14 protein-coding genes are annotated in these 15139 nt (G+C 67.8%); 9 read left to right on the top strand and 5 right to left on the bottom strand.

Going from position 1 to position 15139, the window contains the following annotated elements:
- Positions 1 to 127 precede the first annotated feature (127 nt).
- Positions 128 to 427 (bottom strand): hypothetical protein, encoded by a 300-nt coding sequence (locus GPJ59_RS10840; protein ID WP_219666449.1) that lies wholly within the window; start codon positions 425 to 427, stop codon positions 128 to 130.
- 74 nt (positions 428 to 501) lie between these two features.
- A complete protein-coding gene (locus GPJ59_RS10835) occupies positions 502 to 1011 on the bottom strand; it encodes a nucleoside-diphosphate kinase (RefSeq protein ID WP_219666445.1) in 510 nt (169 codons plus the stop codon).
- A gap of 804 nt (positions 1012 to 1815) precedes the next feature.
- Between GPJ59_RS10835 and GPJ59_RS10830 the strand changes: the two genes are divergently transcribed.
- From GPJ59_RS10830 to GPJ59_RS10800, 7 genes are all read left to right on the top strand, one after another.
- Complete coding sequence (locus GPJ59_RS10830; protein ID WP_258024197.1) at positions 1816 to 3048, top strand: helix-turn-helix domain-containing protein; 1233 nt, start codon at positions 1816 to 1818, stop codon at positions 3046 to 3048.
- 10 nt (positions 3049 to 3058) lie between these two features.
- Positions 3059 to 3541, top strand: a complete 483-nt coding sequence (locus tag GPJ59_RS10825; RefSeq protein ID WP_219666443.1) for an NUDIX domain-containing protein — start codon at positions 3059 to 3061, stop codon at positions 3539 to 3541.
- Positions 3542 to 3824: 283 nt separating this feature from the next.
- Entirely contained in the window at positions 3825 to 4151 is a 327-nt protein-coding gene (locus GPJ59_RS10820; RefSeq protein ID WP_219666441.1) for a trypco2 family protein, read from the top strand.
- Positions 4152 to 4162: 11 nt separating this feature from the next.
- Positions 4163 to 7225 carry a trypsin-like serine protease gene (locus tag GPJ59_RS10815; RefSeq protein ID WP_308120240.1) on the top strand — a complete coding sequence of 1021 codons (3063 nt, stop codon included), beginning with the start codon at positions 4163 to 4165 and terminating at the stop codon, positions 7223 to 7225.
- A gap of 156 nt (positions 7226 to 7381) precedes the next feature.
- Positions 7382 to 8209, top strand: a complete 828-nt coding sequence (locus GPJ59_RS10810; RefSeq protein WP_219666432.1) for a hypothetical protein — start codon at positions 7382 to 7384, stop codon at positions 8207 to 8209.
- 472 nt (positions 8210 to 8681) lie between these two features.
- Positions 8682 to 9386, top strand: a complete 705-nt coding sequence (locus tag GPJ59_RS10805; protein ID WP_258024195.1) for an alpha/beta fold hydrolase — start codon at positions 8682 to 8684, stop codon at positions 9384 to 9386.
- A gap of 119 nt (positions 9387 to 9505) precedes the next feature.
- The gene (locus GPJ59_RS10800; RefSeq protein WP_308120239.1) at positions 9506 to 10150 is read left to right on the top strand and encodes a TetR/AcrR family transcriptional regulator; all 645 of its coding nucleotides are present in this window, start codon (positions 9506 to 9508) and stop codon (positions 10148 to 10150) included.
- A gap of 45 nt (positions 10151 to 10195) precedes the next feature.
- Here GPJ59_RS10800 and GPJ59_RS10795 read toward each other — a convergent pair whose 3' ends face one another.
- A complete protein-coding gene (locus GPJ59_RS10795) occupies positions 10196 to 10648 on the bottom strand; it encodes an Lrp/AsnC family transcriptional regulator (RefSeq protein ID WP_219666431.1) in 453 nt (150 codons plus the stop codon).
- A gap of 114 nt (positions 10649 to 10762) precedes the next feature.
- On the opposite strand from GPJ59_RS10795, the gene GPJ59_RS10790 reads away from it, so the two are divergent.
- A complete protein-coding gene (locus GPJ59_RS10790) occupies positions 10763 to 11722 on the top strand; it encodes an SMP-30/gluconolactonase/LRE family protein (protein WP_308120238.1) in 960 nt (319 codons plus the stop codon).
- Between the two features lie 38 nt (positions 11723 to 11760).
- Here the strand turns inward: GPJ59_RS10790 and GPJ59_RS10785 are convergent, their stop codons facing one another.
- Positions 11761 to 12927, bottom strand: a complete 1167-nt coding sequence (locus tag GPJ59_RS10785) for a carboxylate-amine ligase (protein WP_219666429.1) — start codon at positions 12925 to 12927, stop codon at positions 11761 to 11763.
- A 251-nt stretch (positions 12928 to 13178) separates the two neighbouring features.
- Here GPJ59_RS10785 and GPJ59_RS10780 point away from each other — a divergent pair, with 251 nt between their 5' ends.
- A complete protein-coding gene (locus GPJ59_RS10780) occupies positions 13179 to 14495 on the top strand; it encodes an MFS transporter (RefSeq protein WP_219666428.1) in 1317 nt (438 codons plus the stop codon).
- A gap of 135 nt (positions 14496 to 14630) precedes the next feature.
- On the opposite strand, the gene GPJ59_RS10775 is transcribed toward GPJ59_RS10780, so the two are convergent.
- Complete coding sequence (locus tag GPJ59_RS10775) at positions 14631 to 15023, bottom strand: hypothetical protein (protein ID WP_258024194.1); 393 nt, start codon at positions 15021 to 15023, stop codon at positions 14631 to 14633.
- Positions 15024 to 15139: the final 116 nt, after the last annotated feature.

The following is a 15139-nucleotide window of genomic DNA, read 5'->3' as shown; positions in this document are numbered from 1 at the left end:
GGCACGGGTGATCCGCCCGAGCCAGGCCACGCGCGGGGGTGGCTCGGTTGGATGCGATGTGTGGTTGATCAGCGAATGGCGGGGTGCGGTCCGCAGCCGCGTACCGCACCGCCGCCAGGATGGTGCGTCAGTCGATGTCGCCGAAGCGGTCGCGCAGGACGCCCTCGTGCAGGTAGTTCGGCAGCGGGACGCCGCCGACCGACACCCGCTTGGTGGCGACGTCGCCCTCGGTCTCGTCCGGGAAGCCGGCCAGCAGGGTCAGGCACTGCTTGGCCCACTCGCGGGACTTTTCCCACTCGCCGAGGTCACGGCTGCGCGTGGCGAGGGCGAAGGCGGTCTCCGCGGCGGCCCAGAGGTCGGTGGCCAACTCCTGCTGGAAGACGTTCTCCAGCTCGGCTACGGAGGCGACGCGGGTCGTGCTGCTCATGATGTCTTCTCTCCTACGATGGTGCCTGGTGGTGTTCAACGCGTCGACAGCCGATAGGTGACATCCGTCCGGGCTCAGTACGTGAAGATCTCCGCCAGCGTGCGGTAGTCGTGGAGCTCGTCCTTGTCGAACCAGAGGTCGACCTCCATGTCGGCCTCCTCCTTGTTGCCCGAGGCGTGCACGAGGTTCGCCACGGCCTTCCCGGAGGCGGCGCTGGCGCCGCGGCTGTAGTGCGAGAAGTCGCCCCTGATCGTGCCGGCGGGGGCCTCGTTCGGGTACGTGCTGCCGACGATCTTCCGGACCGTCGCGACGGCGTCGAAGCCCTCCAGGACGAGCGCGATGACCGGGCCCTGTTGCATGAAGGTCGCGGTGAGGTTGTAGACCTCCGGGCCGAGCCGCTCCTCCAGGTCGAAGTAGTGGCGTCGGGTGAACTCGGCGTCCATCTGCTTCATCTTGATGCCGACGATCTTCAGGGCCGCGTCCTCGAAACGGGCGATGATCTTCCCGCCGAAGCCGCGGACCAGAGCGTCGGGCTTGAGGAGGACGAGCGTGCGCTCCACGGTGTTTTCCTGATCCTGGGCCATCGATTCCCTTTCAGCTTTCAGGCAAGCCATATGGCGGGCGCTCAGCGCCTCGCCCGCCTGAGGTTACCGGCGCCGAAACCCCCTTATGCGCCAGCCAGTTGACAGATAGAAGGGTTATCGGCCAAGTGGCCAAGACTATCGCCCGGCGAGGACCCAGTGCAGCTGCTCCAGGCGGAAAACACACTTCCTGCATGCGTGGATCTCGACCTTGACGTCGCCCACGGCGATGGAGCCAATGACTGTCACCTCGACATCAAGCCGTTCGCAGCGGAAACAGCTCCCGCTGGCCCACTCGAACCGCTGCCACAGCTGCTGAGGCTTCACGCGGCCGGCTGGCCGCGAGCCGGCCGCAGGCTGTCGATCGAGGCAGTCCACTCCCTCCCGCCGCCCTCCGGCCGCAGCCAGGCGCTGGTGGGCGGCCTCTCGGAGTAGTAGGGCCACGGCTGCACCTCCCCCCGGCGGCCGGTGCCCGCGTCGATCACGAGCGCGCGAACCGTGAGCCACTCCGGCAGCGAACTCCAGCCGGCCCCGGCTTCGACGGTCGGGGGGCGCTGCGATACGGCCTGGATGGCTCCTTCGGGATCTCGCGGTGCGGGCGTCATGGCTGTGCCATCTCCGATCTCTCTGCCTGAGGAAGACGGGTGGAACGGACGAGCGTCATTTGCCAAAGCCGGTCGATGCAGAACGAGTTGTTCGCATCTCCCGGCGGTGTTCTCGGTCTGCTGCGACAGTAGCCAGGGCGCCCGGTGACACCCCGGAAAAACCTTCCGGGGTTCACTTCGGCCACGAGGTGATGATCAGGACATGCGAGGTATGACAGAGAACCTGACCATCGGCGAGCGCGTCGCCTGGTACCGGCGTCGGCGTGGCCTCTCCCAAGAGGTACTGGCCGGCCTCGTCGGGCGTACGACGGACTGGCTGAGCAAGGCAGAGAACAACCGGATCGAACTCGATCGCCTGTCCGTGATCACCTCACTCGCCGACGCCCTCGACGTCTCCCTCGGAGACCTGCTCGCCGAGCCGGCGCTCATGGAGTGGTCAGCCGACAGCGGCCACCGGACGGTTCCTGCGCTGCGCGAAACGCTGATGGACTACCAGCAGCTCGCCCCTCTACTCGGAGCCGTCAGCGACGAGGAACCACCCGCCCTGCAGGACCTCCGAGGCAACGTCAGCGACGTGCTCGATGCCTACCAGGCATCTCGGTACGGCTTCGCCACCCGGCGTCTCCCCCTTGTCCTGGCCGATGCACTCGCCGCGTCCCGCGCATACTCGGGGCACGAGGCGGAGGAGGCACACGCCCTTCTCGCCCTCGCCTACCACGGCGCCGCCATGGTGCTGGGCAAGGTCGGAGAGTCCGAGCTGGCATGGATCGCCGCGGACCGCGGTCTGGCAGCAGCGCAGCACAGCGGCCGCAGCGAAGTCACAGGATCGCTCTTCCGAGCGGTCACGCACTGCCTCCTGGCTACCGGACGCTTCACAGCCGCGGTCCAGCTGGTGAACGACGCAGCAGCCGTCATGCAGCCGGAGCTGAGCAACGCCAACGACGAGTACCTCTCGGTGTACGGCACGCTGTTCCTCACCGGCGCGATGGCCGCCGCACGGGCAGAAGACCGGGCAACCACGCAGACATTCCTCCGCGAGGCGAACCAGGCCGCGCAACGACTCGGCGCCGACGCCAATCACATGTGGACCGCCTTCGGTCCGACCAACGTGGCCATCCACTGCGTGGCCACCGCCGGCGAACTCGGCGACATCCAGATCGCCGCGGACCTGGGCTCGCGAATCGACACAACCGGCCTGCCCGTGGAGCGGCGCGTACGGCACAGCCTCGAAGTCGCCAAGACACTGAGCGCCTGGAACCGCACCGACGAAGCCCTGGCCGTCCTGCTGGAAGCAGAACAGACCGCCCCCGAGCAGGTGCGCCACCACTACCTGAGCCGGGAACTGGTCATCGGCTGGATACGCGGCACCAGGGGCAGGCCTGCCCATCCCGTCGCAGACCTGGCCCGCAGGCTGGGCCTAGTCGCGGGCAGCTAGAGTCCGATCCGTGAGCGAGAACGAGCACGAAGCCAAGATGGCCCGGCCCCGCATGGCAGCCGGCGCCCTCTTCTTCGACGAAGCCGATCGAGTACTCCTCGTCGAGCCGTCCTACAAGGACTATCGCGACATCCCTGGGGGCTACGTCGAGGAGGGAGAGTCGCCCCGACAAGCCTGCGTGCGTGAGGTCCAGGAGGAACTCGGCATCGCACCGCACATCGGCCGCCTGCTGGTCGTCGACTGGGCACCGAACCCTGGAGAGGGGGACAAGGTCCTCTACCTCTTCGACGGCGGCCGCCTGAGCGCAGATGACCGCCGACAGATCGCACTGCAAGCCGACGAGCTCCGCGGCTACGACTTCCACAACGCTACCCAGGTAGCGGAGCTCACTATCCCCCGCCTGGCACGCCGAATCGCCGCCGCCATCCAGGCACGAACGGCCAACCAGACTGTCTATCTGGAGCACGGGGAGTCGCCGGCGACGGGGACCTGACCAATCAGCGGCGACTGACGACGTAGGCGGCCGATGACAGTCCCACCCCCAGCTTTCGGAGGCACTTACCCAGCGCGCTCGAAGTGCTGTCCAGGGGGTCTGACGACCCCGAGGCAACTGCGTCGCTGGCACCTACCTCCTCGGCTGGGTTGCCAGAGCGGTTCGGGTGGCTGGATCTGATCCGCTTCGGGGTGCTCGCAAGATGGGAAGTGTGGAGAAGTGCCTGCGGTGGACGGTCCGTTGCCGCAGAATCGATCACGAAGCGACCATAGGGGGAGGGTCCGTGGACCAAGACGGGACTGAGCTGGCTGAGGCACTCAATGCTGTGCGCGCAGGTCTCATTGCGGCCCAGCAGGAAGGCAACGGCGCTGCGATCCGGTTTAAAGTCAAAGAGGTGACGCTAGACCTGGGAATTGAGCTCCGGGCCAGTGGGACGGCATCGGGCGGTGTGAAGGCGTTTGTCGTATCCACGGATGCGAAGGGTGAGTGGTCGCGGTCGCGGACTCACCGGCTAACGGTGAACCTTGAGGTCGATGGCTCAGACCATGTGCTGATTAACGGGTCTGCTAGCGATTTCGGAGACACGGTCGGCCAGGGTTTGTTTGAATAGCCGAGGCCGCGGTGGAGGCTGCGAGCTGGTCGCGCACCGTGGAGGTGCTCGGCCAAAGCGGGGGATGTGGGTCGGGATCCTTGATCGCCCCTGGCCTGGTGCTGACTGCGTTGCATGTTGTAGCGCAGAGCAGCGGCCGAGCGCCCGTGCCCGGTGGACAGATTCGGGTGCGGGTCCTGCGTGACCGACAAGTGCACCCTGTCGAGGTTGTATGGGTTGGCGACCGTGACCTGGATGCGGTGCTTCTGTCGGGCGACCCTGGTCGGCTGGGCCGGGACTTAGTACCAGCCAGATGGGGCGAGCTGACGTGTTCAGCGCCAACGACCCAATCTAAGTGCTCAGCTGTCGGTTTCCCGAAGGCCGCACATCGTACCTTCGCAAACCCGGATGGCAGCCAAGCCGTAGTGCATGACAACCGGGAGATTATCGGGCACGTCAGCGCAGTTACAGGTATTAATGCCGCGAAGTACGATGTCGATGTTGCGAATTCAGTTCCGGACGGCGAGCGACTGAAGAAAGGATGGAGCGGTCTGTCGGGCGCCGGCCTGTTCTGCAATGAGATCCTCATCGGCCTGGTGCAGGCGGTACCAGATGCCTGGAGAAATCGAACGCTTTGGGCCCTGCCGGTGCGGCGCCTGCTAGAGCTCGGCGACTTCACCGCTGCCGTGGCTGCACACACAGGAATCACACCGCAGTTGGAGTCGGCAGATCAGAGTCCTTTGTTCCATGCCCCTCCTGTTCCGCATCTCTCGCCTTCGTATCTCCTCTCACCACAGGCCGAGGTGGTGCCCTTCACAGGAATGGATCAGGAACTCGCGGACCTGACGTCGTGGTGTACCAGCAGGCGAGTGGTAGATGTAGCTGTGGTCTTCGGTCCGGGTGGCGTGGGAAAGACCAGACTGGCGACAGAGTTGATGCGGCGCATGACGCAGCGGCGCTCGCCCTGGACCGCCGGGTTTCTGTCCGATGTGCAGCGAGTTAGTGGTTCGCTGGAATCGCTGGCAGCCAACATCCGACCGCTGTTGCTGGTCCTTGACTACGCAGAGACACGAGTGGACCAGGTGGAGCAGGTACTGAGACTGTTCAAAAGTGCTCGCCACGCTTACGATAAGGTTCGGGTGCTTCTTTTGGCCAGGCCCGCGCAGCGGTGGTGGAAATATCTTCAGCTGGAGTGGCAGGGCTCCCCCGTGATGGACAGGGGCACCGTGGTACGGCTGACGGCTTCGGCGGCTCACTCGCGCGCCGGCAATTTCAATATCGCTACCAAAGCGTTCCGTGAGCGTATTGCGCGCTTTGCGGCACAGGGCGGTCCAGCAAATTACGGCGAGTCCGGATCGGACCCTGAGGCCGTCGATGGTGGCCTTTCGGCGGAACCGACAGACGAACTCGTCGTCTCCATCCATATGGCGGCACTGGCGCAGGTGTTGGAGCGAACCGATGTCTCCGCAGTCGACACCATCCGTCCAGTTGATGTGCTGTTGGCACATGAGACACGCTACTGGCGGCATAGTGTGCGTTCCCATGGCCTCGAAGCCATCTTTCCGCGCCAGTCGGACCTGCTGCGCGAGCTTGTTGCCGTTCAGCGCATAGTCGGGGCCGAAGAGCGCCGTGACGCGCTGAACGCTGTCGTAGCGGCATTTCGCTTCCACGACCGTGATTTCGGCAGTCTGCAACTCCCGGATCGCGACGTTATGCGCCGAGTCGAACAGATGCTTGCCGACCTGTACCCTGCGACCGACGGCGCGCGCTGGGGGGCGATGAGCCCGGATGTGCTTGCCGCCGAACTCATTGTTCGTGCGGACCGCGACACCGACGGCGAGCTCGTGGCTCATATCCTCCCAGACGTGGACCTTTCCCCCGTTCAGCGGCACCGTGCCATGACAGTCTTGGCGCGCGCCACCACACACCAGCCAGCCCTGGCCGACAGCGTTACTCGCGCAGTGAATGCTGCGCCTGAGGCCCTTCTTGCTGCCGCGGTTGATGTCGCTGCCGAGCTACCTCCAGGAGATGCAGTCACCTGGTTGAATGCCATCAAGCCGGCTGCCATTCAACGATCGGATGGTGGATATGACACCGCCAATCAGCTCCGACTAATCGAGAGCCTACTGGATGAACTCGTCTCGGGCTCCTCGCCGACTATGGAGGCCGACCCTGAGGTTGTACCCGAAGTCGCGCGTGATTTCACAACGGGAACGCCGGGGCATCCAAGTCCCACACCGAAGCATTTCACTCTCCAGCTTCCTCCAGATGCATACCCCAGCGGCCGAGAGCCGGTTCCTGTCCGCTTCTACCTGGAGAGTGGGGCTTTCGTTGATCCGCCCAGAAAGCAGAGGATGGACCACGCGCTAAGCCTCCTTGCTGATGAGAGTCACAGGTCCAACCGGGCCCTCCCCGCTGTTAAGTCAGTCCTTCTGTTACCGGATGGCTCTATCGAGCTGAACCTCGCAACTGCCGCCGAGGCAATATCGCCCTTCCAGTCCCAGGGTCCTGAGGCGATCTGGCATTGCTCTAGTCGTCGTGTTTTACCTCCCCTCTCTGACGGGAATTCGATACCACCGGCATATCCAGCCCTTGTGCTCATGGGTTGGGGACCCAGCGTGACGCTGACATTCATGGACCTCGAGCAGGTGCGTCGGATGGATCTCCATGGACCTATGAAGGAGGTCCGGCAGATGCTCGGAGAGCTTGCTTTCGAGTTCACTCAGAGGCCATATGCTCGCCGACCTCATATCCATGTTTCAGGTGTTCCTCTTCGAACTGGTGTCACCCGTTACACCACCCAGCACGACACGTTGGAGGGTGCGCTGGAGGCCATTAGTTCCCACGCGGATCAGACACGCTCGGCGCTCCGCGCCCTGGGGCACACGCACGTCCGGGACGCGCGTGTGCGAGACCCTTGGAATGATTTGTGGAAGCCACTGGTTGTCCTAATCGGCCATGAGATGACAGGTGATGCGGGCGCTCGACTTGACCACATTCTCCATGATGGGGCACCGGCTGGCGTCGGAGTTGTTGTGCGCGCCCCGTCATCCAGTCAAGTGGCCACAGGTCAGGCAGTTGCTCTCGACCCGTGACTCGGCTTGCAGGTATTGGCGGCGTGATCTCTAGTGTCTTCACGATGTGCGGTCATGGATACCAGCAGGGTAGATGGATCAGTCAGAGGAGATCTGAGGGCTATCTTGGCAGCATTGTCTGGAAAGTCCCGGGCTGTGTATTAAGAGGGGGCCAGTGTGAGTATTTTCCGCCGTTCCTTCGATGAGCAAGGCGACCATGTAGTCGAAGAAATGTCGCTGCTGCGTTCCGAATTTGGACAGGAACTGCGCAGTGGGTTGTCCGAGCTTCGAAGCATGAATGCTGACCTCCGTCAGCACCTCGGGAGCAGTTTGGAGAGCGGTCTCCAAGATCTTCGGGACGAGCTCCGGGAACTCCGTCGCGAGCTCAACGATGCGCACAAGACGATCACCGAAGCTCGCCGTGAATCGGAAGCCCTGCGTTTGGAGCTGGAGACGGCGCGTCGAGTGGCTGCCGAACAGCGGACAGTTGCTTTCAGCGGGACGGCGGATGCAGCCAACCCGCCATCATCAGCCTCGGGTTCCGAATCCCGACCACTGACCGAAAGCTCGCCGTCCGCCTCGGAAGCCGAGACGAAATCGGACCAATTCGAGGAGCGGCATGCGCCAGACCGAACGTCTGACGCTGAGTGGACTCTGGACGCGGTACTTGAGAAGGCCGCCGGCGTCAGCGCAGCGGACTTGATCTGTCACCGTGATGCCTGGGCCTTCATCGTGGAACAGGGCGCCCGCAATGCTCACTTCAGGGTTCCTGGGCTAGCCACTAACGGCGACGATGACGAGCAAACCAAGGTGACGATCTCCGGGCGAACCCTGATCGCCATCCTCAGTGCTTTGCATGCAGCTCAAGACTTGCACGCGACCTCGCGGGAAGATCGTGCGCTCGCCTCGACCTACTACAGGCGGATTGCGGGCGTCATCACCGAGGCTCTTCCCTCGCAGGGTGATGCGGCCAGGACGCGCATCGTTATCGACGATCGCTCCTAGTTCCGAACGAGGACGCGAACACTTGGGCTGGTCGTCAGCCGGGCTCCCTGGCGGGCTCCTGGGTCCGGACCGGCGGTTGGCGAGAGTCTTTGGGCTGTAACCGTGCATGCCGGGGCATTCAGCGCTGCTGGTCTGCGCGTGAGCGATGCGTGATCGGACGGGCTCGGACGGATGGGGTCCGAGCCCGTTGAGGGTCACTCAGCTGGACGGCGAGGGGCCGCTGACCAGGCAAGTAAGGACAGGTCGGGGTCAGGGTTGATCGTCCTGGACGGGCTCTCGGGACTCATAATCCGTCGGCCGTGGGTTCGAGTCCCACCCGCCCCACCGTAGCCCGTGACCGCAGGAAGGTTTCTGCGGTCGCGGGCTTTCTGCTGTCTCCGGTGTGCCCCCGTGGACAACCCGACGAGGCCTGCGCCTTCCACCTTTACATACATGGTGCATGTTTGTATCTTGCCTCCTGGAGGTGGCGCTCATGAACGGTGCGATGACGGTGTACGTCCTGGTCCACGGGGCGTGGCACGGCGGTTGGTGCTGGCGGCGGACGGCGGAGTTGCTGCGGAGGGCAGGTCACGAGGTCCACACTCCGACGTTGACCGGTCTCGGTGAACGGGCGCACCTCGTCGGCCCCGGGATCGGGCTGCGCACGCACGTGGACGATCTCCTGGGCGTGCTGAGGTACGAGGACCTGCGGGACGTCGTGCTCGTCGGGCACAGCTATGCCGGCCTGGTCGTACGGGAAGCCGCCGACCGTATGCCCGAACGCGTCTCCCGCATCACCATGGTCGACGCCTGGGCGGGTCAGGACGGGCAGTCGCTGGAGGATCTGGTGCCCGGCTTCTTCCGTGACTGGATCGAGTCGGCCACGGTCGACGGTCTGATCCCGCCCTCCCCGGCGGCCGCCGTCGGCGTGACGGAGCCGGACCAAGTGGCCTGGCTGGAGGCCAGGCTGACACCCCATCCCCGACGGACGTTCTCCGAGCCGACCCGGCTCTCCGGGGCCGTCGACGCGATCGACTGCCGCGCGGTGCTCTGCTCGCCGAACGGGCCCATGCCCTTCCCCCGCCTTGCCGAGGAGAACGGCTGGGCGAGCACGGTCCTGGACGTCGGCCACGACGCCATGGTCACCGCGCCGCAGGCACTGGCCGAAATCCTCCTGCAGGACGCACGCCCCAGCTGACTGCCGTCCCGGCCGCCGCCATCGGTTCGACGTGAGGACGCCCCCGGCGACGGCTCGCCTGAGATACGTACGCCATGTACGTTCTTCTATCCTCGTGGGCAGGAGGAAGGGGAGCGCTAGTGGCAACGAACACTCATGTGCGCCGCAGCCAGCTGGAACGGACCACTGCGACCACTGGCGCGTTGCTCGCCTCGGCGCGCGAGCTCTTCGCCGGCGACGGTTTCTCCGCCACCTCGCTGGACGCGATCTGCGCCGGAGCCGGCGTGACACGCGGCGCGTTCTACCACCATTTCAAGAACAAGGAGCACATCTTCCGGGAGGTCTACGCGGCCGACCAGAAGAAGCTCTCCCTGGTGGTCCGGCGGGCGTTCCGGGCCGAGCAGGATCCGTGGGACGGGATGGCCGCGGGCTGCCGGGCCCTGCTGGAGGCGTCCCTGGAACCGTCCGTACGCAAGATAACCCTGGTCGAGGCGCCGGGCGCGCTCGACTGGTCGACCATGCGCAACATCCAGGCCGGATGCAAGGAGCAGATGCGGCGCGGACTCGTCATCGCGATCGAGGCCGGATGCATCCCCGACCGGCCGCTCGAACCACTCGCCTCGCTGCTGTACGGCGGGATCTGCGAGATGGCCCTGGACCTCGCCGACGCCGTCGACCAGCGCGCGGCCCTGGAACACTCACTGGCAGAGTTCGCCCTCGTGCTCACCGGCGTCGCCGGCCGCCACGCCCGGGGCTGCGCGCACAAGGACCAGGCCGGGTCGTAATCCGCCGGCGGTGCGGCTCGATACGGCGTCACTGCCCGGCAAGTATCAGGTCTGATCCGGGGGCAGTGGGGAGAGCGGCCGCTCGAAGAAGGTTTCCAGGACCACTGTGGCCTGTGTCCCGCTGACCCCGTCGATGGCGTAGAGCCGGCGCAGCACGTCCTGCAGTTGCTCGGTGGTCGCGGTCCTGACCTTCACCAGCACCGAGGCGCTGCCGGCGATGACGTGCGCCTCCAGGATCTCGGGGAGTGCGGCGAAGTCCTGCGCCGAATCCCCCATCCAGGACGTCGAGTCGACCATCACGTAGGCCAGGACGGCGCTGCCCGTCGCGGCCGGGTCCACCTCGATGGTGGTGCGCCGGATGACGCCGCGCTCGCGCAGCTTCCGTACCCGCTCGTGGGCGGCGCCGGCGGACAGGCCGACGCCCTGTCCCAGCGTGGCGTAGGACTGGGTGGCGTCCTGCTGGAGCAGGGCCAGCAGCGCGCGATCGATGTGATCCACAACTCTCCATTCGGAATCTTCTTGCAGAGACCGTACCTCATCTTGCAATGTTCGTTTCCGGCCGACTGATATTCGACATGCGGCATACGGTGTCTTTCGTGAGGAGTGGACCCTGTGAGCGGTGAGCGCCCCGGGCTGTACGAGATGCTCGACGACCGGTTCCGTACCGGGCGGTGCATGAACGGTGACGAAGCGCTGGAGGTCCTGTTCACCGGCTGCCGTTGGGCCGAGGGGCCGGTCTACGTGCCCGCCTGGCGCCAGGTGGTGTGGAGCGACATCCCCAACGACCGGATGCTGCGGTGGGACGAGGAGACCGGCGCGGTCGGCGTCTTCCGCCGCTCCGCCGGGCACACCAACGGAAACACCCTCGACCGCGAGGGCCGGCTGATCACCTGCGAGCAGGGCAACCGCCGGGTGACCCGGACCGAACACGACGGCACCGTCACCGTGCTGGCCGACCGCTGGCAGGGCAAGCGTCTGAACAGCCCGAACGACGCGGCCGTGAAGTCCGACGGCTCGATCTGGTTCTCCGACCCGGACTTCGGCATCACCAGCGACTACGAGGGGTACCGCGCGCAGAGCGAGATCGGCTCCAACAACGTCTACCGGATCGATCCGGCCACGGGCGAAGTGCGACTCGTCGCGGACTGCTTCGGCGCGCCCAACGGGCTGGTGTTCTCGCCCGACGAGCGGCAGCTGTTCGTCTCCGACACCCGGGCGGGCTTCATCCGGGTCTTCGACGTACGCGACGACGGCACCCTGTCCGAGGGCAAGGTCTTCGCCGAGGCGCGGGCCGGCGAGAAGGCCCGCTTCGACAACCTCCGCTTCGACGACGGCGGCCGGCTCTGGGTCGCCGCGATGGACGACGGCGTGCACTGCTACGACCCCGACGGCACCCTGATCGGCCGCCTCAACGTCCCCGAGACGGTCGCCAACATCGCCTGGGGCGGCGCCAAGCGCAACCGCCTCTTCATCGCCGCGGAGACCAGCCTGTACTCGGTGGTCATGGGCGTCAACGGCACGCACCCCACCGGACCGGGACGACGACCCTGGCTGGATCCGGCGTCCCGGTGAGCTCCCGGTGAGCTCTCGGTCGATTCATCGGCGCACAGTCACTGGACTTCCGTCGCGTCCAGCAGATGGCGCAGTACGTCGCCCAGGTCGCGGCGGCGGGCGAAGGCCGCGCGCTGGCGGTGGGCGCCGGAGCCGTCGCGCAGCAGGGCGGACAGCGTGCGGGCCGCGTGGTCCAGGTCGCCGGCGGCCGCCAGCTCCGGTGCCACGAGGTCCAGCAGGGCCTCCGCGAGGTCGGCCGCCGGGAGTTCGGTGCCGGTGAAGGGGTCCAGGCCGAACCCCTCCAGACCGTCGTGGGCGGCCCGCCAGCGTGCCAGGCGCAGTACGTCCTCCCGTACGGGGGGCTCCGGGCGGTGGTCGGCCAGTTCGCGCAGGGCGGTGGCGACCAGGGCCCGGACCAGCTCGGCCTGGAGCACGGCGGTGTCGATGTCCGCCGACATGTCCGGGGCCCGGAACTCCAGCGTGGGCCAGCGTCCGGACGGGCGGAGGTCCCAGTAGACCATCTTGGTGTCGAGGGCGGCCCCCGAACCCAGCAGGATCTGCACCGAGCGCTGGTAGTGCGCGGTCGACCCGAAGTGCGGCGGGAGTCCGGCCGAGGGCCAGGACGACCAGGCCATGGCGCGCCAGCTGGCGTGGCCGGTGTCGCGGCCGTTCCAGAACGGGGAGTTGGCCGCCAGCGCGATCAGCGTGGGCAGCCAGTTCCTGACCCGGTTGGACACGGCCACCGCCGTGTCCACGTCGAAGGTGCCGATGTGGACGTGCCGCCCGCAGCTGACGAGGGTGTCGGTGAGCGCGCCGAACCGGCGGGCCTGTTCGCGCTGGCGCGGTTCGTCGTCGGTCAGGTGCAGCGGGCCGTCCACGGCCAGGACGGGCGAGGGGCTGGCCAGCAGCCGGCAGCCGTGGGCGCGGGCAGCCCTGGCGAGGGTGCCCCGCAGGGCGGCGAGTTCGGCGCGCAGGCCGGCGGAGGACTCGGCGACCGGGGTGGAGATCTCCACCTGGTAGCGGGTGCCTTCGGCGTGCACGTGGTGCGGCAGGTCCTCGGCCGCGGCGATGACCAGCGGGGCGGCGGGGACCACCCGGAAGGTGTGCGCGTCGACGAGGAGGAACTCCTCCTCGACGCCGAGGGTGAGGGGGACCGTCCCGGTACGCCCGAGAGTTCCGAGAGTCCGGAGATTGTTGCTCGCGGTGCCTTTGCCAGGTTCGATCACTACGCCTCCCTGGACATACGAGTCGTTTCATCATGAGGTGAACGGGTGGCGGGAAGCGCACGGCGATTCAGTCAAATGTCCAGCGGACGTGGCGCGATGGCGGGCGGGCCGGGACGCGGCGGGTAGGGGCTGGGCGGGACTGAGCGGGACCTGAGGAGGACCTGAGCGGCACCTGAGCGGGGCTGTGCGATCCCACCGGTCCGGATGGGGTGGCTGTTGCATTCACATGATGAAAGGAATAAGCACTCGAGATGGCGAATCCTGGCCGGTTATCGTCCGCTGTGACCCCTACGACCTCGAAAACCCCGCCCGGCGCCACCGCCGCGCCCCGCCCCCGGCGGCGGATATTCGCCGATCTGACCCCGCTGCGGACGTCCCCCGACTACCGGCGGCTGTGGATCGGCAACACGATCTCCTGGGCGGGACAGGCCATGACCGCCCTCGCGGTCTCGCTCCAGGTCTACGACATCACGCACTCCAGCTTCTCCGTCGGCCTCGTCGGCCTCTTCTCGCTCGTCCCGCTCGTCGTCTTCGGGCTCTACGGCGGCGCCGTCGCCGACACCGTCGACCGCCGCACGCTCGGCCTGTACAGCGCCGCCGGCGCGGCCGCGCTGTCCGTCGCGCTCGCCACGGCCGCCCTGCTGGGCTTCCACCGGGTGTGGTTCCTGTACGCCGTGGTCGCGCTCCAGTCCGTGTGCGGGGCGCTCAACTCGCCCGCCCGGTCCGCGATGATCCCCAAGCTCCTGCCGCCCGAGCAGCTGCCCGCCGCCAACGCGCTGACCTCGCTGACCACCACCTTCGGGGCCACCGTGGGCCCGATGCTCGGCGGGCTGATCGCCGGCCGCTGGGGCTACGAGGCGGCGTATCTGATCGACGTCGCCGCCTTCACCGCCGCGCTGTACGCGATGTGGCGGCTGCCGTCGATGCGCCCGGAGCGGGGCGGGGACGAGCGGGGCCGGGCGTCGGTGCTGGACGGGCTGCGCTTCCTGGGCACCCGGCCCAACATCCGGATGACCTTCTTCACCGACATGTGCGCGATGGTGCTGGCCCACCCCAGGTCGCTGTTCCCGGCCGTCGCCGTGCTCTGGTACGGCGGTGACGCCAGGACCGTGGGCCTGCTGGCGGCGGCCCCGGCGGTCGGGGCGCTGCTGGGCGGGCTGCTCTCCGGCTGGCAGGGCCGCATCCGCCGGCACGGTCTGGCGATCCTGCTGTCCGTGGCCGCGTGGGGGCTGGCCATCGCCGTGTTCGGGCTGACCCGGAACCTCTGGCTGGGTCTGTTCTTCCTCGCCCTCGCCGGCTGCGCCGACACCGTCTCGATGGTGTTCCGCTCCACGATGCTCCAGGCGGCCACGCCCGACGAGATGCGCGGCCGGCTCCAGGGCGTCTTCATCGTGGTCGTGGCCGGCGGCCCCCGGCTCGGCGAGTTCCTGGCCGGCGCCGCCGCCGACCTCACCTCACCGACCGTCGCCGTCACCGGCGGCGGCCTGGCGTGCGTCGCCGCACTCGCCGTGCTCGCCGCCCGCTGGCCCGCCTTCGCCCGCTACGACGCGCGATCGCCGCAGGCGTGAGCCGGGGTCTCGCACGCGGGCGCACGGAGTACGCCCGCCCCGGCGACCCGGGTCGTGGGCCCTGGCGCGCCCCGGCCGTGGGCCCCGGCGACCCCGGCCGTAGGCCCCGGTGACCCCGGACGTGGGCCCCGGCGGTCACGCCAGCCAGAGGCCGGCGCGTCGGTGGCGGGCCGGGGGGATGTCGGCGTCCGCCAGGGCGCGCGGGTCTGTGCGGGCGAGGCGCACCAGGGCCGTGGTCGCGTCCCGCAGCCGCCGCCGGGCGCGCCCCTCGTCGTAGGCGGCCCAGCGGGCCACGAAGGGGTCGCGCAGGTAGCGGGCCAGGGTGCGGATCTCCACGCGGCGGGTGACGGTCTCGGGCTGCGGTCGGCGGCCCGCCGCCTGCGCGGCGGCGCGGCTGCGGGCGCTGCGGCGAAGGTCCCGGAGGACGGACGCGCGCAGCGGCGGGCCGGGCCGGTGGGGTCCGGGCAGGTCGAAGCTGTCCGTCGCCGGGGCCCGGCGGGAACGGGTGTGGGGGGCGGGGGGGGACACGGGGGGCCCCCGGGGAGGCGGCCCCGGGCGGTTCCCGGGGGCGCGCGCCCCGAAGCGCTGGGGGCGGGGGCCCGGGCGCCCGGCGACAGCGGGGGCGCGCACCGCGTGCTGCCGCG

The sequence above is a fragment of the Streptomyces bambusae genome (genome assembly GCF_019400985.1).
GTDB lineage: Bacteria > Actinomycetota > Actinomycetes > Streptomycetales > Streptomycetaceae > Streptomyces > Streptomyces bambusae_A.
Note: the sequence above shows the minus strand (reverse complement) of the source record. Positions and strands in the feature narration are given on the sequence as shown.

Excerpts from the sequence above, each read along its gene's own strand:
- GPJ59_RS10840 (WP_219666449.1), bottom strand. The coding sequence starts at position 427 with ATGAGCAGCACGACCCGCGTCGCCTCCGTAGCCGAGCTGGAGAACGTC.
- GPJ59_RS10835 (WP_219666445.1), bottom strand. The coding sequence starts at position 1,011 with ATGGCCCAGGATCAGGAAAACACCGTGGAGCGCACGCTCGTCCTCCTC.
- GPJ59_RS10830 (WP_258024197.1), top strand. The coding sequence starts at position 1,816 with ATGCGAGGTATGACAGAGAACCTGACCATCGGCGAGCGCGTCGCCTGG.
- GPJ59_RS10805 (WP_258024195.1), top strand. The coding sequence starts at position 8,682 with ATGAACGGTGCGATGACGGTGTACGTCCTGGTCCACGGGGCGTGGCAC.
- GPJ59_RS10780 (WP_219666428.1), top strand. The coding sequence starts at position 13,179 with ATGGCGAATCCTGGCCGGTTATCGTCCGCTGTGACCCCTACGACCTCG.